19 protein-coding genes are annotated in these 19,594 nt (G+C 45.6%); 9 read left to right on the top strand and 10 right to left on the bottom strand.

All coding sequences use genetic code 11. The features are described 5' to 3' along the window. Positions 1–130 precede the first annotated feature (130 nt). Positions 131–1,927 (bottom strand): AMP-dependent synthetase/ligase, encoded by a 1,797-nt coding sequence (locus tag ACVBJC_RS18095; RefSeq protein WP_447162258.1) that lies wholly within the window; start codon positions 1,925–1,927, stop codon positions 131–133. A gap of 492 nt (positions 1,928–2,419) precedes the next feature. Between ACVBJC_RS18095 and ACVBJC_RS18090 the strand changes: the two genes are divergently transcribed. The 5 genes from ACVBJC_RS18090 (at position 2,420) to ACVBJC_RS18070 (ending at position 6,544) form a co-directional block, all read left to right on the top strand. Beyond that, positions 2,420–4,027: an alpha/beta hydrolase gene (locus tag ACVBJC_RS18090; protein WP_447162259.1), complete on the top strand. Its 1,608-nt coding sequence runs from the start codon at positions 2,420–2,422 to the stop codon at positions 4,025–4,027. 10 nt (positions 4,028–4,037) lie between these two features. Then, a complete protein-coding gene (locus ACVBJC_RS18085; protein ID WP_447162260.1) occupies positions 4,038–4,772 on the top strand; it encodes an ABC transporter ATP-binding protein in 735 nt (244 codons plus the stop codon). 24 nt (positions 4,773–4,796) lie between these two features. After that, complete coding sequence (locus ACVBJC_RS18080; RefSeq protein ID WP_447162261.1) at positions 4,797–5,933, top strand: ABC transporter permease; 1,137 nt, start codon at positions 4,797–4,799, stop codon at positions 5,931–5,933. An 85-nt stretch (positions 5,934–6,018) separates the two neighbouring features. After that, on the top strand, positions 6,019–6,270 hold the full coding sequence (locus ACVBJC_RS18075) for a superinfection immunity protein (RefSeq protein WP_447162262.1): 252 nt from the start codon (positions 6,019–6,021) through the stop codon (positions 6,268–6,270). A gap of 43 nt (positions 6,271–6,313) precedes the next feature. Beyond that, positions 6,314–6,544, top strand: a complete 231-nt coding sequence (locus ACVBJC_RS18070; RefSeq protein WP_447162263.1) for a hypothetical protein — start codon at positions 6,314–6,316, stop codon at positions 6,542–6,544. Between the two features lie 88 nt (positions 6,545–6,632). On the opposite strand, the gene ACVBJC_RS18065 is transcribed toward ACVBJC_RS18070, so the two are convergent. Beyond that, positions 6,633–7,640 (bottom strand): GlxA family transcriptional regulator, encoded by a 1,008-nt coding sequence (locus ACVBJC_RS18065; protein ID WP_447162264.1) that lies wholly within the window; start codon positions 7,638–7,640, stop codon positions 6,633–6,635. A 144-nt stretch (positions 7,641–7,784) separates the two neighbouring features. Between ACVBJC_RS18065 and ACVBJC_RS18060 the strand changes: the two genes are divergently transcribed. After that, complete coding sequence (locus ACVBJC_RS18060; RefSeq protein ID WP_447162265.1) at positions 7,785–8,078, top strand: hypothetical protein; 294 nt, start codon at positions 7,785–7,787, stop codon at positions 8,076–8,078. A 78-nt stretch (positions 8,079–8,156) separates the two neighbouring features. Here the strand turns inward: ACVBJC_RS18060 and ACVBJC_RS18055 are convergent, their stop codons facing one another. Continuing rightward, positions 8,157–9,815, bottom strand: coding sequence for a methyl-accepting chemotaxis protein (locus tag ACVBJC_RS18055; protein ID WP_447162266.1), 1,659 nt, complete (start codon positions 9,813–9,815; stop codon positions 8,157–8,159). Positions 9,816–10,116: 301 nt separating this feature from the next. Continuing rightward, entirely contained in the window at positions 10,117–10,650 is a 534-nt protein-coding gene (gene mog, locus ACVBJC_RS18050; RefSeq protein ID WP_439268080.1) for a molybdopterin adenylyltransferase, read from the bottom strand. 345 nt (positions 10,651–10,995) lie between these two features. Between mog and ACVBJC_RS18045 the strand changes: the two genes are divergently transcribed. Both ACVBJC_RS18045 and ACVBJC_RS18040 read left to right on the top strand, forming a co-directional pair. Beyond that, positions 10,996–12,321 (top strand): BamA/TamA family outer membrane protein, encoded by a 1,326-nt coding sequence (locus ACVBJC_RS18045; protein ID WP_447162267.1) that lies wholly within the window; start codon positions 10,996–10,998, stop codon positions 12,319–12,321. Positions 12,322–12,344: 23 nt separating this feature from the next. Continuing rightward, entirely contained in the window at positions 12,345–13,271 is a 927-nt protein-coding gene (locus tag ACVBJC_RS18040; RefSeq protein ID WP_447162268.1) for a hypothetical protein, read from the top strand. 61 nt (positions 13,272–13,332) lie between these two features. On the opposite strand, the gene ACVBJC_RS18035 is transcribed toward ACVBJC_RS18040, so the two are convergent. Continuing rightward, a complete protein-coding gene (locus ACVBJC_RS18035; protein WP_447162269.1) occupies positions 13,333–13,803 on the bottom strand; it encodes an NlpC/P60 family protein in 471 nt (156 codons plus the stop codon). A gap of 162 nt (positions 13,804–13,965) precedes the next feature. On the opposite strand from ACVBJC_RS18035, the gene ACVBJC_RS18030 reads away from it, so the two are divergent. Continuing rightward, on the top strand, positions 13,966–14,127 hold the full coding sequence (locus ACVBJC_RS18030) for a hypothetical protein (RefSeq protein ID WP_447162270.1): 162 nt from the start codon (positions 13,966–13,968) through the stop codon (positions 14,125–14,127). A gap of 387 nt (positions 14,128–14,514) precedes the next feature. On the opposite strand, the gene ACVBJC_RS18025 is transcribed toward ACVBJC_RS18030, so the two are convergent. The 5 genes from ACVBJC_RS18025 to ACVBJC_RS18005 all read right to left on the bottom strand — a co-directional run bounded on the left by ACVBJC_RS18025 (position 14,515) and on the right by ACVBJC_RS18005 (position 19,584). Continuing rightward, positions 14,515–15,660 carry an ABC transporter permease gene (locus ACVBJC_RS18025; RefSeq protein ID WP_447162271.1) on the bottom strand — a complete coding sequence of 382 codons (1,146 nt, stop codon included), beginning with the start codon at positions 15,658–15,660 and terminating at the stop codon, positions 14,515–14,517. Continuing rightward, positions 15,657–16,580, bottom strand: coding sequence for an ATP-binding cassette domain-containing protein (locus tag ACVBJC_RS18020; protein WP_447162272.1), 924 nt, complete (start codon positions 16,578–16,580; stop codon positions 15,657–15,659). Before ACVBJC_RS18020 ends, ACVBJC_RS18025 begins: the two co-directional genes overlap by 4 nt. Next, on the bottom strand, positions 16,577–17,527 hold the full coding sequence (locus tag ACVBJC_RS18015) for an HlyD family secretion protein (protein ID WP_447162273.1): 951 nt from the start codon (positions 17,525–17,527) through the stop codon (positions 16,577–16,579). Before ACVBJC_RS18015 ends, ACVBJC_RS18020 begins: the two co-directional genes overlap by 4 nt. A gap of 169 nt (positions 17,528–17,696) precedes the next feature. Further along, positions 17,697–18,287 (bottom strand): OmpA family protein, encoded by a 591-nt coding sequence (locus ACVBJC_RS18010; protein WP_447162274.1) that lies wholly within the window; start codon positions 18,285–18,287, stop codon positions 17,697–17,699. 1 nt (position 18,288) lies between these two features. After that, entirely contained in the window at positions 18,289–19,584 is a 1,296-nt protein-coding gene (locus tag ACVBJC_RS18005; RefSeq protein WP_447162275.1) for a TolC family outer membrane protein, read from the bottom strand. Between the last annotated feature and the right edge of the window lie 10 nt (positions 19,585–19,594).

Below are 19,594 nucleotides of genomic sequence, written 5' to 3'. Positions count from 1 at the left end.
TGTTGGCATAAATGTTCCAGACATAAATACCAACACTATCCGTCCATGGGTGTTGGCATAAATGTTCCAGACATAAAAAAGGCACGCTAATGCGTGCCTTTTCACTTAATGACGATGACTTAAGCCCGTATTAACGGCTGTACATCTTGTCGATTTCACGTGCGTATTTGTGATAAATCACTTTACGACGTAGCTTCATGGTTGGGGTAATTAAGCCCGCTTCCATCGAGAATGCATCGGGTAACAAGGTAAACTTCTTAATCTTTTCAAAGCCAGCTAGCTCGCTTTGTAATGTCTTAAGACGCTGCTCAAAATGCTCAACCACGTGACTATGACGCAATAGATCCAGCTGTGACTCGTAATTTACGCCTTTCTCTTTTGCCCAAGCCTCTAACGACTCAAATGCTGGCACAATTAACGCGGTTACGTAGTTGCGCGCATCGGCAACAATCGCTACCTGCTCGATGAATGGGCAACAACCTACTTTGCCTTCAACACGTTGCGGCGCAATATACTTACCGTTTGAAGTTTTCATGAGCTCTTTAATGCGGTCAGTGATAAACAAGTTACCGTTTTCATCGATACGACCCGCATCACCAGTTTTCAACCAGCCATCTTCAAATGTTTCGGCTGTTTCTTCTGGACGGTTGTAGTAACCACGCATCACAGTGTCGCCGCGTACTAAAATTTCGTTATCTTTACCGAGTTTAATCTCAACTTCTGGCAGTACCTGGCCGTTAGAACCGGGAACGCGGTTAGCCAAGGTATTACAGGTCGCCGTTGCCGTCGTTTCTGTCATGCCGTAACCACATAGCACAGGTACATCGATGCTTTGGAAGAAAGCACTGACGTTTGGATCTAGTGCTGCGCCGCCACAAGGCATAAACTTAAGACGACCACCTAACACCTGCTTTAACTTACTGAAAACCAGCTTATCGGCTAATTTCCATTGCAAGCTTAAGCCCAACGATGCTTTATGGCGACCTTGGCCCACTTCAGACTGTTTATGACCAACAGACATTGCCCAGGTAAACATTTTTTGGCGCATTTCAGGTGCTTTAATCACCTTATCTTGTACGGCGCTATACACTTTTTCTAAGAAGCGCGGCACCACACATAATGTGTGCGGACGAACTTGAACAATCGCCTCTTTTACCGCCATTGGATTAGACAGGTATACGTTACGGCCACCACGACACAATACATAGAAGCTCCAACCGCGCTCAAATACATGGCTAAGCGGTAAGAATGCTAACGACACATCACCAGGAGTAAAAGGTAATAATGTGTCATGCTGACGCACCATAGAGGCAATGTTGCGGTAATCAAGCATTACGCCTTTAGGGTCGCCCGTTGTGCCTGAGGTGTAGATTAACGTCAGTAGATCATCTAAATTCTTGTCGTTCAAACGCTTTTCAAGTTCGGCGTCTGCTGCCACATCAAGTTCACGCGCAAGCAGTTCATCCAAATAAAAATGGTTTTGCTTATCTTGTAACTCAACTGATTGGTCGAAAACCACCACACTTGTCAGGCTATCGCATTGGGCGGCTAGCTCACATGCCATTGCATACTGCGCCGCATCACCCACAAAAATCAGCTTTGCTGCTGCGTCGTTAACAATGTAAGCCGCTTGCTCCATTGTGCTGGTTGGGTAGATAGGCACAACGACAGCTTTGGCTTTGAGTAAGCCCAAATCGGCACAGGTCCACTGCGGGCAGTTCTGCGACAAAATAACTGCGCGGTCATGGGATTCAATACCAAACTGAATTAACACCCGTGCAATTTTAGAGGTGATGGTATCGAATTGAGTCCAACTCACTTGATGCCAAGGCGCTGCAGTTTCGAATCCTTCGAGCGCAATAGCGTCGCCAAGTGATTGGCTCTGTTGCTGTATTAATCGTACTACGTGATATTGCTCGAGCGACATAAAATAACTACCTTTTAGCTTACAAGTGTTCCGCTTTTCGGCAAGTCTACTAGAAGACGCTCTAAACACTAAGAGTTTTTGCTCTATTTTTGTTAACTCAAACACAAAAAAAGACCGTCCTGCGATGTGAGCGGCCTTTATTTAACAGCAAGTCTTTTAAGCTAAGCATCTAAATTAAAACAAAAATAATTTATTAACACCTGTAGCGATATTGTGCTATTCCCAGCGCAAGCAAATAGATTAAACTTTAACCATCTTGGTTGGTCGCTCGATTATCAGTGCTGTTTTAACATTAACACCGCAGTAGATCTCCCCGCCATAACCGTTGTTTTGCAAACCAAAGCGTCTACATGATTTGTAGCCCATTAACTCCCGTACTTGTTCAGTTAGAGCATTGAACTGAACAAAAGTAGTTAGCCACTGCATAAAGACATTGATACATTAACAAGGCTCTTATTTAGATACGCTAAATTGCAAAAAGGAATCAGTATCATGCTTCATGGAATGTACTCTCAAATTCGCGCTCGAGTAGCCCCCGCGCTATGGCATAAAAAACCTTTAGCTACGGCTATCTTACTCGGTGCTGGACTACTCATTCCTTCAGCTCAAGCGGACACATCAGCCAACACTGCACAACTAAAACCTAACAATCAACAAGCTTGCTATGTCGACGGATTATCGGAGCAGATGCAATGCGGCTCTATCTCGGTTCCTGAGAATTACGCCAAGCCAGATGGCAAACAGATCCAAATTCATTACGTGGTGATGCCAGCCATCAAGCCTGGTAGCAAGAACCAAGCCTTGCTCGCAATCGCTGGCGGGCCAGGGCAATCAGCCATCGAAAATGCCCGCGGTTTCGATCGCATGCTGACCAAGGTACGCCAAACCGAAGATGTCATCCTTATCGACCAGCGCGGCACCGGTCAGTCGAGCCCACTGCAATGTATTGGCGATGGCTTTGAAAGTGCTCTGGCGGTTAATGAAAGTGATTTTGATACCCGGGTTGAAACCCAAAAATGCCTAGATAGCCTTGATGCCGATGTCACTCAATACGGCAGCCTTAGCGCACTTAAAGATTTTGAAGCGGTTAGACAGCACTTAGGTTATCAAAAACTGCACCTATACGGCGTGTCTTACGGCACGCGTATGGCACAGCTGTATATGCGTCACTATCCGACAAGCCTAGCAACGGTCACCCTAGATGGTGTAGTGCCAATGCAGCAAAGTGTGCTCGCTATTGGCGATGCCATTGCCCGTGCATTCAATCTGCTTATCGAAGATTGCGCCAACAACAGTCTTTGTCATGCACAATTCCCTGAGCTTAGTGCCGATCTTGAAAAGGTCGATGCTGAGCTAACACAAGCGCCAAAAATAAGCCAAGTGCCCGACCCTCTTACCGGTGAAATGACCCAACTGACCCTCACTCGCGGTAAGTTTAAAGGCGCGTTGCGGATGGCGCTTTACAATCCCAGCACCCGCTCACTCATGCCCCATGCGATTCATCAAGCGGCTAAGGGTAACTATCAACCCATCACAGGACTCTATGCCATGGGCATAGACAATGCGGGTATCGCCATGGGCATGCATGCTTCTGTGGTATGTGGCGAAGATTGGCAACGCCTGACGCCTGAACTGCGCGAAAAAACAAACCAGAGCTACTTTGGTAAAGAGATGCTAAAAACTTTTGCCGACTCCTGCGCAGTGTGGAATATGCCTGCGGTCGATGCCAGCTTTAGCGACCCCATAGCCAGTGATATCCCAACCCTATTGCTCTCGGGTGAGTTAGACCCCGCTACGCCACCAAGCTGGGGAGCGCTTGCCATGGAAAAACTGACCAATGCTAAACACTTTATCGCCCCTTATGCGACACACGGCGTGGCATACCAGTCTTGTGGTAATGACCTTATTGCAGAGCTCGTTGAGCAAGGCTCTGTAGCAGAGCTAGATGCTAAGTGCTTACAGGAAGATATTCGCCGCAACTTCTATCTCAATGCCAGCACAGTAGAAGCCATTCCTAGTGACAGTACTAAGCAAAAAGATGAAAAAATAGACGAACAAACAATTAAACAAGCAGACAAACAAACAGCCCTGAATAAGTAAGGAAGCCACCATGATCAAAGTATCAAATTTATCAAAACGCATCGGAGATGTGCAGGCGCTAAATGATTTAAGCTTTTCAGCGCTAGATGGCCAGATCACTGGTCTACTCGGCCCAAATGGCGCGGGGAAAACCACCTGTTTACGCACCGTGTTTGGCCTTTTAAAGCCTGATAACGGCAATGCAGAAATTGATGGTATCGATATCGCGGTATCACCCGTTGCCGCCAAACAGCAATTGGGTTTATTTCCTGACCCATTTGGTTTGTATGAGCGCTTAACCCCGCGGGAATATATTAGCTACTTTGCCGAACTTAACGGCCTGTCTCGTAAAGAAGCAAAGCTAGCCACCAGCAAGGTTATCGATAGATTACACCTTGCTGATATCGCCGATAGACAGTGCAAAGGTTTTTCTCAGGGCCAAAGAATGAAAACGGCATTGGCACAAGCCATTGTCCACCAGCCAACCAATATCATTCTCGATGAACCCACTCGTGGCCTTGATGTTATGAGTACCCGTGTACTGCGCGACATCTTGCGTGATCTAAAAAACCAAGGCCATTGCGTGCTGTTTTCAAGCCATGTGATGCAAGAAGTCGCCGCACTTTGTGACCAGGTGATAGTGATGGCCGAAGGCCGAGTGGTTGCCATTGGTAGCCCAGAAGCATTGTGCCAGCAAACCGGTAAGGACTCGCTCGAAGATGCCTTTATTCAATTGATTGGTACTGATGAAGGCATAGCCGCTTAATACTGGCGATAAAAGGATTTCTCAATGAGTAACAAAATTATTTCAATGGTTCGCAAAGAGCTGATCGACGCGGCTCGCGATAAACGCTCGGTAATGGCAGGGCTTTATTACGCGATTGGCGCACCGCTGCTTATGTGCGGTATGTTTTTTCTGTTAATTGGTCAGCTGACTAGCCCTGAAGATCTTAATATAAAAATGACCAACGCACAGGGTGCACCGGATCTGGTTAAATTTCTATCGAGCCGTGGGATCTCTCAAGGTGATAACGAAGACACTAAGGACATTCAGCTCATCATCAGTGATGACTATGCAGCCAATATGGCCAAAGGGCTTAGCGCTGAGGTAACACTGGTTGCCGATGCGTCAAATGAAAAACTGCAGATCTCGATTCGTCGATTAGAAAAGAGCTTACAAGAATATAGTGGTGAAATGGGCAGCCTTCGCCTTATCGCCCGCGGTATCGATCCTAGAGTAATGCAACCCATTAAGCTCAATGTTGAAGATGAAGCCACGCCAGATTCAAAGGCCGGCATGATCTTAGGCCTAGCCACCATGACCATGATCTACGCGGTATTTATCTCAGGCATGAATTTGGCTATCGACACCAGTGCAGGAGAGCGTGAACGTAATTCATTAGCACTGCTACTCAGTCACCCAGTCTCTACCTGGGAAATTGTTATCGCCAAAATTATTGCGGTGACGATTTTTGCGATGGTGGGCTTAGTCCTCACGCTCATCGTCTCTAAATTCGCTTACGCCTTTGTACCTTGGCAAGAGTTAGGTTTTGCCGTCAGCTTAAACATTAACTTTATTCTGATGATGATTGTTGTTGGTGCGCCAGTCGCAATTATGGCAGCTTGTTTACAGCTATTTGTGTCCTTTATGGCTAAGAGCTTTAAGGAGGCGCAGTCGTACATCACTATCGTGTTGATGGTGCCTATGATGTTAGCCATGGCAGCTAGCTACAATATTGCACCAGAAACAATTCAGTGGTTACCGGTTTCAGGCCAGCTACAGGCACTAATTGAGTTTATTAAAGGCCGCGAGCTACCAATGATGCAGCTAGCAGTGTCATCCGCTCTAACCTTGGCTATCGCCCTAGGTCTTGCTGTAGGTATGCAAAAGTCGCTCAAGAGCGAGAAGATTGTATTTGGTTTATAACGAGCAATACGTAACTATCGGAGGGAGCACTCCTCCGATAGTTGCACTCATTTAGATAACTCTCTTATGGAATAAGGAAATAAAAATGGAATTTATCGACAACATCTTAGCCAGTGATAACTATGCTTTTATGGCCATGCTTGCTGTTGCAGTCATCGCTATCTGGTTTCTGCCCGCCATGCTGGCATTAGTATTTAACCGCAAACACTTCAAACTTATTTTACTCGCCTGTATCCCTGCGGGCTTTTCACTGATTGCATGGGGCGGGGTAATGGTGTGGGCGGTTACAGGAAAAGTCGTTGATAAATATGCGAATCGAACTAATGCTCAAAGCTAATGCTCAATAAAAGATTATAGATAACTGAATAAGGAGTACCACTATGGATCTACCCATGATCGTGTTAATTGTCGCTATCGTTGCTATCGCCACCGCAGGTGAGGCCTTTAAGTATTACCTGAAGTCTCGTAAGATCACTGGCTCAGAGATCACCAATAATGAGCTTGAGTTACTGCGTAAGCAAAACAGGCATTTAGAACAGCGAATAGAAGTACTTGAGAAAATCGTCACCGATAATAGCTATGATCTAAAGTCGACGATCAATTCACTGTAACCGGTAACATAAATATAGTCAGGTTCACACACTCATAGTGTTGATGGAATAAGCTTAACGCTCATTCAATTGCGACCAGCAATTACCATTAGCAGCAGTCATGAGTATTGAATTTCTGCCGATAGGCCCTAGGCGACAAACTGGTTGTTTGAATAAATAGCTTTCTAAATGAGCTAACATCCTCATAGCCAACCTGCTCTACTATCTGCTCAATCGCAAGCTCCGTTGTTTCTAATAATCGTTTAGCTTCATCCACCCTAAGCCGTTGAATATAACTGGCTGGTGTTTGATTAATAGCTTTTTTAAACCGCCTAATCAAGGTGCGTTTACCAACGGCAAATTTGTCAGCTATCTCATCAAGTAATAAGTTTTTATTAAGGTGCAACTGCATCCAGTCTTGAATACGATTAACCAACTCATCTTTATGCTGTAGATCTGCATCAAGGGTCATAAAAGCTTGTTGAGAGGTTCGGTTAGGATCGATCAATAAGACCTTGGCCATCTGAGTCGCAATTTGCTCTCCAGCCAGCCTTTGTATCAACTGCAAAGCTAAGCTCAGATTGGCACTGGTTGCCCCCGCCGTATAGAACTGCCCATCATTAAGCACTACATGCTCACTGCATAATTTCACACGAGGAAAGCTGCGTTTAAACAATTCAGCCAACCACCATACACATGTCGCCCTCTTATCATCGAGCAAGCCTGAAGCTGCTAGCATCAAGGTGCCTGAGCAGTAAGCGCCAATAGGTTTACCTGTATGAGAAAAGTCTCTCAACGTTGCAATATGAGGTTCAAAATCTGTTAGGTAGGCAGTAAGCTGTTGCCGGTTAGTGATCGTTGCCGAAGCCACAACTAAGGCATCGGCATGACTTAGATAATGCTCGGCATCCTCATGGGCTATGACAGGAAGCTTTACGTTATAATCACTTATTATTGGCTCACCATCAGGCGACATCACCGCACACTCAAACAATGCCTCATCAGCATCTGGATGAGTCACTTTCCAATAAGTATTACAAAAGCTGAAAACATCCATAAAACTAAGAATGCCACCAGCCACCGCATTATCGGCAGCTAATACAACTATTCGTTTCATAACCCTTCAACCTGTCACTTATCACCTTAATTCTGTCAATAATGACACTTAAAAGTGATTTGTCTAGTTTTTATACTGACAGTTATTGAAAGCTGTAGTCGCAGGAGCGCTGTTATGAAAAGCAATATGAATATGGATCAGAGAATGAGTAGAATGTTAAGCAAGCGAGTTACCGTTTCGTCAAACGACACCACCAAAAGCAATAACATGCTAAGTGATAGAGCAACTAGATATAAATCAGCAAGCAAAAAAGCACTCAAATATAAGCCGATTAGTCATAAAGTGTTAAGCCTGAGCTACTTACTCCCAAGCTGGGGCTTGTTGCTTTGGCTTAATTTCAGCACCGAACCGAACTTGTTTGCCCACTTCATTGCAATCCCTAGCCTACTGCTGCTAACGGGCTACAGCGCTTATATTATTGCCCGTAAAGGTGGCTAATATCGACAGTGCAGGTAATCATTTACCTACCCACGCCAGTAGGCCCCTCAGAAAAGAGAGACCGATACTGGATGACAGTTAGATTTTAAACTCTTGTACCAACACAGACAGGCGTTTAGCCATATGGGCTAAGTTTTCACTCTCCTGAGAGCTAATATTCGTGCCATTGGCAGTTTGCTCTGCCGCGTGGCTGATATTAACGATATTAGTATTTATCTCTTCAGATACCGTACTTTGCTCCTCGGCTGCTGTGGCAATTTGAGTATTCATATCGGTAATGGTCGCAATCGCACTGACGATACTTTGTAGTGCCTCACCCGCACCGCGGGCATGACTTACGCTATCATCGACATATTGACGACTATCGGACATCGCACTCGCTGCAAGCTTAGCGCCGCCTTGTAGCTTCTCTATCATGGCCTGGATCTCTTCTGTCGACTCTTGAGTACGACTCGCCAAGGTTCTCACTTCATCAGCAACGACCGCAAAGCCTCGCCCTTGCTCACCCGCTCTCGCCGCCTCAATCGCAGCATTGAGCGCTAACAAATTAGTTTGCTCGGCAATGCCTTTAATCACATCCAAAATAGAGCCGATTTGATGGCTATCATGCTCTAAATCTTTCACCACTTGCGATGCGCGCTCGATACCCACAGCTAAGCTCTCAATCGCCTCAACCGTACTATTCACAACGGCTAAGCCCGCCTGAGACTGGCCATCAGTTTGCGCCGCGGCATCAGCAGCATCATTGGCATTTTTAGCCACTTCAACCACGGTTGCCGTCATCTCATTCATGGCCGTTGCTACCATCTCTAGTTCGTCACGCTGAGTTTGTACCGAGTTAGCTGCATCAGCAGTTATCTCCGCCATACCTTGAGAGGATTCAGCGAGCGCTGATGAGGTCTCTGCCACCCCTTGTAAACTCGTTTGGAACTTATCTAGCATTAAGTTAAAAGAGCGAGATAGTTGACCGAGTTCATCTTGGGAAGTGATTTTAATTCGGCGAGTAAGATCCGACTCGGCCTCGATTGACGTAATAGAGAATTTCATATCTTCAATAGAACGCAAAATAGCACGCGAAACAAACAACAGAATGAGCCCTGCAATACCAAAACAACCTAGAGTGAAACCAATTAATTGCAATCGCATATTCGACATAGACGTCAATGCGGCATTTTGTATGTGATTGCGTGCATTTTCTACTGAGTCCGCTAAAGATTTAAAGGTCGTTCTGGCCTTATTCGCAAATGGACTTGCCCCTTTACGGTACTCTTGCCAAGCAACTTGTAATCGCTCTGGTGTGCGCTCAACAGATTGCAATGCCAACATACGTGCACGACCATCTTCAAGAAATGCCTCTGTAGCTTGCTTAGAGTTTTGAGCTAATTGACTGAGCTCTTGCCTATCTTCAGTGCTGCTCATTTTACTTAATGAAGATTCTAGATTTTCAAAATGACGGTAGATATCTTGAATACGGGTTTCAAGCAAATTGTAATTCTTATTGAAATCATCGCCGAGCATAATGCTACGAGATAAGCGAGAGACGTAATTCATATCGCGATTAATAGACAAGATGAACTCTTGGCTCTTAACTCCAGCTTGATCGTACTCATTAAATCGCTGTTCAACTTCTGCAGTACTGACTACCACATCAGTAAAAATTACAGCACCAGTTAACCCAAAGACCAGCATTACAGCCATCAATTTTCGTTTAATAGTCCACGAAACGAACACGCCCATCTTCACAACTCCTTATGATTTATCGCGCGCAGGCGAAATTAACTCCAGAGTAATGCAACTAAACTCAACTGACTGACCAAAAAACAGCCAAAGAAGCTAAAAGTTTGTGAAAAGATGTAAAAACCATGATAAGTCATAGCTCTACAAGTACGAATGATTAATAAAGATCTGTGTGATTAGTAGAAAGATGCTATATGCGTGTAGATAGTTGAGAGGGTAATGAGAATGCAGTTGGAATAGTAGGGGCGTGCATCGAAACACGCTCACTTAGCCCTACTTCCAACTAACCAGTGGCCTTGCTTTACTTAGCTTTAGGTCTGAACGGCTTAATAACCGACTCGTCACACTCTAAGAAAGGACCGTCCATTAGGTCGATGCAGTATGGAATCGCTGGGAACACGGCATCCAAACACTCGCGAATCGACTTTGGCTTACCCGGTAAGTTAACAATAAGCGAGTCACCACGTAGGCCTGCTGTTTGACGCGATAAAATGGCTGTTGGTACAAACTTAAGCGACTCGGCGCGCATTAGCTCACCAAAACCAGGCATCATACGATCACACACAGCTTCAGTCGCTTCAGGAGTCACATCGCGCTTAGCAGGTCCTGTGCCACCAGTGGTGACAATAAGGCTACAGTTTTGCTCATCAGCCATCTTAATCAGCGTCGCTGAAATCACATCTTGTTCATCAGGGATCACTTCATAAACAGGTTCCCACTCAGACGTGAGGTATTCGTTAAGAACATCGATAATTGCCTTACCAGAGATATCTTCATAGATCCCCGCACTGGCTCTATCACTTACCGTAACAATACCGATTTTAGCTTTGCTCATTCTCTGTTCCTTCAATCTGATCTTAGATAAACTTGGCTTAGTTTATCGTGAACGTTAGCGTCTCTATAGTCTGGCGTTAAAGTAGCACAAAGTTAACTAATTAAACTCGAAAAATATTGGGTTAAATGCAAAAACTGCGACGTCATGATTTATTGGCCATTCACCCTCCAACACCCCATGTCCGCTCACAATAGCAACACAATGAAAACCATTTACTGCAAACGAGATATGGGTCGCAATCTTTTTGATATTCCGCCCTGAGTAATACTTGTTTTCGATAAATTCTACCGTACTCTTGCGCCTACTCGAATTCAGCTGAATTCACACCATGTCAGGGGACACTATTTGAACACCACACAAGGCTTATTGCGCGCCTGTCTAGCGTTAGCAACTATCCTTCTTTGCAATCTCGCCAATGCCACTCAAACCCAGCTAGATCTACCGACTAAAAATAGCGAACTGCCATTTTTTCACAGTCAGGATGAAGCCGAGCAGCGCAGCCAAGCTTATGAACAAGCCATGGACGACCTCAACCATCAAGCTGATGAGTGCCAAAACGATCTAGCATGCGATGAAATCGACAAAGCACAAACCGATCTTGATTATGCCAAGCGTAGCCATATCGCTAAAAACGGCTTAGCCATGTTCGATGTTTTAGGTGGACCCGCATTCACACCGGAAAACGGCTTAATGCTCGCCCTCGGCGGTCTGTATTCCTTCAAAACTGAGCGAGAACAGAGTGACTTGCAGCGCTCAAGCGTGTCACTTTTTGGTATTGCCAATAAAGGCGATGGCGACCTCGGCTACAGCTTACGCTCAAGACAAAATCTGTTTTTTGATAACGATGATATTCGCTACAACGGACTATTTGTATTGGCCAGCCAAAGTGAAAACTTCTGGGGAGTGGGTTATGACGCAGGCAAACAGCAATCAGCATCTGACGATACCCTACTGAATAAAACTTCACTGACCTATCATGCCAACTTAGACTTTAAGAGCGATTACGGCTTTTACTTTGGCCCGGCGCTGCGAGTCAATTACTTCGAGCCAGACCAAAATAGCTCGCCGCCAACAGCAATTGCTGATGACAATTTTCAACAATTCAAAGATAAGCCTTTGTCGGTAGGCTTGGGTTTTTCAATCAATTATGACAGCCGTGATGTCACAGTAAACGCTTGGCAGGGTCAGTACCTGAATGTTGAATATATCAACTACAACTCTGGCTTTGGTAGCGATAACCAATATCAAAAAATCTTACTCGATCATCGCTATTACCTCACTGTAGCGTTAGGGCGAGTGCTGGCTTTTTACAATGCTTATCAGTGGAGTGAAGGCGATGTGCCTTACTATGATCTGCCATCTCTAGGTGGACAGTCTTCGCTACGTGGCCTCTACCAAGGGCGATACCGCGATAAGTCTGCTATCGAACACACCCTTGAATATCGCCACACCTTCTTGCGTGACAACGGCGAACTGTCAGCGCATGGCGCCACCCTTTGGGCGGGCGTAGGCTCCATTGCAGGAACAGACACCCAGCTATACGAAAAACTGCTATATAGCTATGGCTTTGGCTACCGCTATGAATTGCAACCTAGGATGAACGTACGTGTCGATCTCGGCTTTAGCGATGATGACAGCGGTTTCTACCTTACCTTTACCGAAGCCTTTTAAATAGATTTCTGAGATTGATAAAAATGAACAAACACCTTGTTATTGTGATGCTACTTAATGCCATCACCTTTAATGTGTGGGCCAACAGCGACACCACAGACATTGAACGCCAGCAGCCCGCGCACTGGAGCCATTTGCCTATCTGGGGCGATAAAGCTCGTGAGTTAGGTTATGAACTGCCCATCCCTGTCGGCTTCAATATCTACTACAACAAGCAGTCAGTTGCTTATGACGCCAAAGACAACTTCAACCTTGGCCTCGCAGGCAGCGGCTGGCTGAACAAGCTCAACGCCAATGTTGTGATCCCCGCTGACGATGTGATTATTACCGGGGAAGACGAAAGCATTCAGCTTAGAGCCGATGCCTGGGTACTGCCATTTCTTAACGTATATGGCCTTGCTGGTTATACCAAGGGGCACAAAAACATTCTGGCGGACTTAAGCAACGCCCAAGGTTTAGGTAATGGCGGCATCGATATGGTGCTACCTATCCCTATCGAATATACGGCTTATAACTTAGGTTTAGGTGCGGTGCTGGCAGGGCAAGCCGAAGTGATCCCGGGTATGCATCCGTTTATCTTTACCAGTGTGGCCGCCTTTACCAACTCTTGGACCACCACCACCGACAGCACGATTCAAACCTATATCGGCTCAGTGCGTATGGGGCAAAGATACGATGTCGGCGGCGATAAGCTCGCCTTCTTAGTCGGTTACAACTACCAGATGATTAACCAAAAAATTGGTGGAAGTTACGACTTCAACGTCCCGTTACTCGGCAGGCCTGGCGGGATTAACATAGATTATGACGTCCACCTAGTCAGCTCTGAAAGTCACAATATGTCGCTCAGTATGGTGTACGATTTTGGCCCTAAGGATGAGTGGAACGTGTTTATTGAATACGGATTTTTAAACTGGGATCAATTACTACTTTCTGTGGGACGTCGCTTCTAAAGCGCTAGATCTAAGCTTCCAAAGTGCTAGCTCATGCTGGTTAGCGCTTTGGAATAATCGATCACGGCCTTCTCGATAACCAATATTTTTGCTTCCAGTAACTGTTATTTAAACTAGAGATCATCACTCCCTGACTCGTGGACGCATGTAAGAATTGCGAGTCACCTATATAAATCCCCACATGGCGTGTACTCCAGCCCGTTTTGAAAAAAACCAGATCCCCCACACGCAACTGACTCTTACTGACGCTTTTACCGATATCTTTCTGCTTTTCTGTGGTTCTAGGTAGTTGCACGCCAAAGCGGCTCTGATATGTCTGCACCACAAATCCAGAGCAATCTATGCCCTTCTTACTCATACCACCTAAGCGATAAGGCACACCTTTCCATTCTCGATGCATTTGTATTAATTGGTTTTTTATCTGTTTTTCACTCGATAGCTGCTGAGCTTTACCCGAGGAGGCAGATTGAGGAGGAGCACTTGAGCAGGCACTTAATATCGCTGCTAACAATACAATTAATAAGGTTCTCATCTTGATCCAATTATTTAAACAATCATTTGAATAATAACTTAGTCATATAAATATAAAATTAAATTCTAACCAATACCCAATAATTTATTTATTAAAACTTTCAAATTGTTATTTTTAAACTATACATAGAGATACGCGCTAAATAACCCAGAGGATTTGATGATGGAAAAACACTTGTTTAACAAATATGTTCAAAATGAATTTATTCACTCTAAAACCAACGAAAAGGGTTCCGCTCTTGTCGAGGCGATGCTTGTCGAAGAAAGCATTCCTTCAGACGAACAGGAGGATGAAACCTCAAGCTACATTCTTGGCTACAACTGAACATAGCGCCGTGCTGAATGTCATTACCACTCATACTCTGGTGACTCTCGCGGCGACATTCCTTATTCCTGCAAATATCACCTCAAATTTCAATTTTAAAAGCCTCTGTATTAAAAGCTACCTTTCGTATTTGATTGCTATTTTTAGCCTAAAACATAATTAATATTTAAAAACAGCAGTCTCTCACATTAATTACCCCGCCAACTGTAAAACTAACAATAAACTCATTATCGAGACTAACAGTCAAAAATCACGTTCAAAACTAACTCTTAAAACTAGCGCTTAAAATAAGTAATCACGCTTTATTCACACATAGGCGAAAATTAACCGCTAATATGCATAGGTGGTAAATATCCATTCATACACATATTTAGCTTAAAGCTATTATTAGCCTAAATTCTTTTTAAACCTCATCGATGCAATAATCAGCCCTATCACGGTAAAAATCGCCAACCAAGTCACGTCATAAGTCATATCGATAATTTCAACATCTCGCAGTACCACGCCCCGAATAAGTCGCATAAAGTGGGTCGCCGGCAGCGCTTCAGCAATATACTGCGCCGCCACAGGCATGCCCTCATAAGGGAACATAAATCCGGATAAAAGAATCGACGGCAGAAGCACAAAAATGGTCATCTGCATCGATTGCAGCTGACTCTTAGCAATCGTCGAGATGACCAAGCCTAAGGTTAAGCTTGCCATAATAAACAGTAACGTAGCACTTGCTAGCTGTAATAGGCTGCCATTCATTGGCACATTAAAAATACTGTAACCTAGCCCGAGAATAATAATGACCTGCAAGATGCCAATAAACATGTAGGGAATGATTTTACCCAGCATCAGCTCTATAGGACGAATAGGTGTGGTGATCAACATCTCTAGATTGCCCCGTTCACGCTCGCGTACGATGGCGGCTGAAGTGAACATTATCATGGTCATCGTCAGAATGACCCCCACCAGCCCAGGTACAATATTCACCGCAGTGCGCTGCTCAGGGTTATAAAACAGCGCGACCTCAAAGGTTGGCGTTGTACGATTGGCCGGCTGCCCAAGCAGTTCGGTTAAGGGCATTGCACGCAAGCCCTTTATTGCAGCAGCGACCATGGTATCGGAGCCATCGACAATCCATTGTGCCACAGGGCGGCTGGTTTCCTCATCGCTTGAGGGCGGCGTGCCAAAGCCTACCGTTCGGTGACGCACTAAGCGTTGGCTAACATCGCTGGGGATCACTAATACTGCACGCACTTCACCCCGAGCAATTGCGGCCTGAGCGCTGTCTATATCATAAAAATGCTGAGTAAACTCCACCACTTGGGTAGCTCGTACGGTTTGAATTAACACACGACTTAAGGCGGTTTGACTGTGATCGACCACACCAACAGGGATATCACGAATATTGGTATTAATGGCGTAACCAAATAGCATCAACTGAATAAGTGGGATCATCACCACCATACCAAAGGTCATTCGGTCGCGTTTGAGCTGAGTCAGCTCTTTCATCACAATCGCCTGTAACCGATACAGGGTCTTCATTGGCGCCCCTGCCCCGTACAGGTAACAAATACATCTTCAAGACTAGGCCTGACAATATTCACAGCACTTAAAGAAAGTGAGCTCTGCTCAGACAATAAACCGATAGGGTCACTGCAGCTATCTTTAACTAAGACTCTTAATCTAGAGCCTAATTGCGCGGCGCTTATCACCTCTGGAAGCGCCATTAGCACTTGCTTTAACTGTCTCAAGTCGCTCGACTCAACCTCTACTACCTGTGCGCCCATATTGTGCATCAGCTCGTCGGGCGAGCCATCCGCGCGTTTCACGCCCGCTTCTAAGATCGCGAGCTTATGACAGCGCTCAGCTTCGTCCATATAGTGAGTCGACACCAAAATAGTAGTGCCCTGTTCACACAGATCGAACAGCTTCTCCCAAAAATCACGCCGATTCTCAGGATCGACTGCTGAGGTCGGCTCATCGAGGAACAGTAACTCCGGTTTATGCATGGTTGCAGCGGCTAAACCCAACCGCTGCTTTTGCCCGCCGCTCATGCTGCCAGCAAGTTGATCGACTTTTTCATTTAAGCCATAGGTATGCAGCAACTCTTGAATACGTGCGGTTTGCTCACGACGGGATAGGCCGTATATTTTGGCAATAAATTTCAGATTTTCTTTAACAGTTAGATCATCGTATAGAGAAAATTTCTGGGTCATATAGCCAATTTTTAACCGTAACTTTTCAGCATCTTGTGGCAACTTCAGCCCTAGCACTTCAATCTCACCGGAGGTCGGTAATAACAAGCCCGTTAACATGCGAATAGCCGTGGTCTTACCGCAACCATTGGGGCCTAGAAAGCCGTAGATCTGGCCTTTTTCAACCTCAAAATCAAGATTTTGAATCGCCTTTAAACTGCCAAAGTCACGGCACAGCTGAGTCGTTTTGATGACCGATATGCTCATGGCATCTCGACCTGAGCAGGAACACCACTGGGTAATAAGGCCGAGCTATCAGGAAGTTGTACCTCTGCAAGGTACATCAGCCGTGAGCGCTCTTCTTGGTTTAACGCATAGTAAGGAGTAAAGGCAGGCTCGTTAGCAATCCAGCGTACACGCCCCTCAATGGGATCATCAACACCATCAACATGGACTAATAGGCTGTCATTGATATTGATTTTGACTCGATATGGCTCGGGTACATAAATGCGAGCAAAAGGGGCTTTACCGGCTAACACCACAGCCAGTGGGCTCCCTAAAGTGACACGCTCGCCTAAGTTCCACGGCAGGTTATCAAGAATACCGTCACGGGTCGCCCTGATGGTTAAGTCTGATAGCTTTTTTTGCTCACCCAGTAATACGGCCTCAGCAGCTGCTAAATTTGCCTCGGCAGAACGAATATCTTCGACTCGCGAGCCTGCAAGCAGTTCTCGCAGATGCTCCTGTGCATTCTCAAGATTGGCATTACCTAAATCCCGATTTGCCAGTGCGCGGTCAAGGTTGGATTGACTGGCTAAGTTATCTTTTGCCATGCTAGCAATTCGGCGGTAATTGGCTTCACTCTCTTGCTGCGTTGCTTGCGCGCCAGACACATTCGCTCTAGCGGCTGCAATCTCCTCCTCACGGGCACCTTTAAGTAGCTTCTGATAGTTTGCATTGGCTTGTGCCACATCGGCAAGCGCCTTAGAGACCTGAGCTTTTTGTAATGTATCATCTAGCTGCACCAGCACAGCCCCTTTACTCACCATGCTGCCTTGCGCCACCGGAAGTGCCACGACCACTTCATTGGCTGTCGCCGTTAAGGCGATACGTTGCCGCTCAAGGCTGCCAAGCGCTACATTTTTGGCGCCGTTGTCACACGCCGTCAGCGTCAACAGCAAAGAAATCATCATCAGTATGCGCACAATTACCATCCTTAAGAATCTGCACCAAACTTAATACTTACCCATCCAAGATACGCGGAATTGATGACTAATCAAGTCATGTTAGTTGTGATTATTTAACTCTTTTTTATGCGGCTGTAGATAGCAAAAAAGAGCACCTAAGTGCTCTTTTTTGCCGTTATCGATGCCGGATTGAGTTTCACTTTGCGCGCTCAGATGTATAGATATTCCACATCTGAGCAGTCCCCGACTCTTGCCATGTCGCCACAGCAACGAGTCGATGCTCTCGCCCAGCAACAGTTTGAGGTATGTGGTTTTGCTTAAAATAGACCTCTTCTTTTATCGCACTGGCCGGAAAACCTTGCTCAATCGCAAGTTGGGTAATGTAATCCACTCGTCGTTTCGCCAGTGCGTGGTTATATTCTTCACTGCCTTCAACACTGGTATCACCGACTAAATAGAGCGATGGTGACTGCTTTTGAGCCAAACGAGCAATAATACCGCGCCATTTATTCGCCTGCGCACGGCTTAACGTGTCTTTATCAAAGCCAAACATAATGACTCTAACGTCTTCTTTTTCCGTCATAGTCGGGCTCGGGCAGCCTTCATTATTGATGACCGAACCTTTATCTGTAGCGGCACATTTATCACGAGCGTTGATTACGCCGTCTAAATCACTATCGAGCAGATCTCGGGTTTGCGGCTCAACATTAAAGGGCGCAGCGGTATCAGCGCAACCTTGAACTAAGAGTAAGCTCACTAACAATAATTGGGTCAGTAAAGTGCGCATATTACTTATCCTCCGTCCAAGCTTCTGGCGTGTCGACACGGAATGACTCCATTAAATAGCCTGTGGCATTAATAAGGCGATATGCGGCGATGTTGTAGTTGTAGTGCGCGGTAATGTAATGCTTACGCGCTAAAAAGACTTCTATTTGAGCATCTAACACATCAAGCAGTGAGCGGCGACCCAGCTCAAACTGCTTGGTATAACCCCGCTCAGCCTTTACCGATTGGTCGACATTTTCACGATAAAATCCCCGTTGTTGACCAATAAAATCGTACGCGTTCCATGCAAGACGAGTCCCCTCTTCGACCTGCTTTTGGGTATTCTTACGGATAGCCAAAGATTGTTGATAACGCCATGACGCGGCTTCAGTTCGGTCGGTAGTCGCCCCCCCGCTAAACAGGTCATAACTGAGCATCAGCATGGCCCTAGCATCTTCATCTGGACCTTCAATACCACCAATATTATCGTTTTTGTTTGCTTGCAACTCTAAGGATAATGTAGGCCAAAAGTCACTTTTCTCGCGCTCATACTGAGCATTAGCCGCTTGCGTGTCTAGCGTTGCAGCATCGATTTCAGGATGATTTTCTATCGCTAACCGAATCGCATCTGGCAAGCTAGTAGGCACAAAATCAAAATCGGGTTGCGGGTCGTGCAGATCTTTAGGCATTTGGCCAACTAAATCATAGTAACGTGCCTGCTTATCCATTTGATTATTACGTGCAGAAAGATAACCCGATTGACTGGTGGCTAAACGCGATCGCACTTGCGCAACATCAGAGTCACTACTGAGCCCCTTATCTTTGCGTGATTCGATGTTTTTTAGTATTTTTTGGTGATCGGTAATATTGCGCTCTGTCAGTTCAACAATTTTGTTCGCCATCAATAGCTCAAGGTAAACCCGACTAACCTCTAGGCTCAAATTTTCCGCATCAGAAAGCAACCCTAGACGCTCGGCTTCTTTCTCAAAATTGAGCCTGTCGATCTCCGATGTAGTACGAAAACCATCAAAAATGAGTTGTGATACACGCAGCCCAATTTCAGTTCGATCCAGTTCGGTATCGATACGTTGGCCACTGTTGTAACGCACGTTTTCATAACCTACGCCACCGTATAACTTCACTTGCGGTAAGTACTCTCCTACTGCGGCACGCTTATACCTTATCGCAGCTTCAAAGCTGGCATATTTTTCTAGAATCGTCGGGTGGTGATTGATCGCCTCTGCCACGGATTCCTCAAGCGTCAGCGCATTTACCTGGGCTGATAATGTTAGTATTGGTATGAGTATCAGTCGTCGCATCGTATCCTTA

Source organism: Shewanella sp. 0m-6 (assembly GCF_052977325.1).
The sequence above is the reverse complement of the archived record's forward strand: the minus strand, read 5'-3'. Positions and strand labels throughout refer to the sequence as shown.

Bases quoted from the DNA above. Each gene is read 5' to 3' on its own strand.
- ACVBJC_RS18010 (WP_447162274.1), bottom strand. From the start codon at position 18,287: ATGCGCACTTTACTGACCCAATTATTGTTAGTGAGCTTACTCTTAGTT.
- mog (WP_439268080.1), bottom strand. From the start codon at position 10,650: ATGAGCAAAGCTAAAATCGGTATTGTTACGGTAAGTGATAGAGCCAGT.
- ACVBJC_RS18040 (WP_447162268.1), top strand. From the start codon at position 12,345: ATGAACAAACACCTTGTTATTGTGATGCTACTTAATGCCATCACCTTT.
- ACVBJC_RS18070 (WP_447162263.1), top strand. From the start codon at position 6,314: ATGGATCTACCCATGATCGTGTTAATTGTCGCTATCGTTGCTATCGCC.
- ACVBJC_RS18015 (WP_447162273.1), bottom strand. From the start codon at position 17,527: ATGGTAATTGTGCGCATACTGATGATGATTTCTTTGCTGTTGACGCTG.
- ACVBJC_RS18095 (WP_447162258.1), bottom strand. From the start codon at position 1,927: ATGTCGCTCGAGCAATATCACGTAGTACGATTAATACAGCAACAGAGC.
- ACVBJC_RS18065 (WP_447162264.1), bottom strand. From the start codon at position 7,640: ATGAAACGAATAGTTGTATTAGCTGCCGATAATGCGGTGGCTGGTGGC.
- ACVBJC_RS18055 (WP_447162266.1), bottom strand. From the start codon at position 9,815: ATGGGCGTGTTCGTTTCGTGGACTATTAAACGAAAATTGATGGCTGTA.
- ACVBJC_RS18025 (WP_447162271.1), bottom strand. From the start codon at position 15,660: ATGAAGACCCTGTATCGGTTACAGGCGATTGTGATGAAAGAGCTGACT.
- ACVBJC_RS18030 (WP_447162270.1), top strand. From the start codon at position 13,966: ATGGAAAAACACTTGTTTAACAAATATGTTCAAAATGAATTTATTCAC.
- ACVBJC_RS18085 (WP_447162260.1), top strand. From the start codon at position 4,038: ATGATCAAAGTATCAAATTTATCAAAACGCATCGGAGATGTGCAGGCG.
- ACVBJC_RS18020 (WP_447162272.1), bottom strand. From the start codon at position 16,580: ATGAGCATATCGGTCATCAAAACGACTCAGCTGTGCCGTGACTTTGGC.
- ACVBJC_RS18090 (WP_447162259.1), top strand. From the start codon at position 2,420: ATGCTTCATGGAATGTACTCTCAAATTCGCGCTCGAGTAGCCCCCGCG.
- ACVBJC_RS18005 (WP_447162275.1), bottom strand. From the start codon at position 19,584: ATGCGACGACTGATACTCATACCAATACTAACATTATCAGCCCAGGTA.
- ACVBJC_RS18080 (WP_447162261.1), top strand. From the start codon at position 4,797: ATGAGTAACAAAATTATTTCAATGGTTCGCAAAGAGCTGATCGACGCG.
- ACVBJC_RS18075 (WP_447162262.1), top strand. From the start codon at position 6,019: ATGGAATTTATCGACAACATCTTAGCCAGTGATAACTATGCTTTTATG.
- ACVBJC_RS18035 (WP_447162269.1), bottom strand. From the start codon at position 13,803: ATGAGAACCTTATTAATTGTATTGTTAGCAGCGATATTAAGTGCCTGC.
- ACVBJC_RS18060 (WP_447162265.1), top strand. From the start codon at position 7,785: ATGAGTAGAATGTTAAGCAAGCGAGTTACCGTTTCGTCAAACGACACC.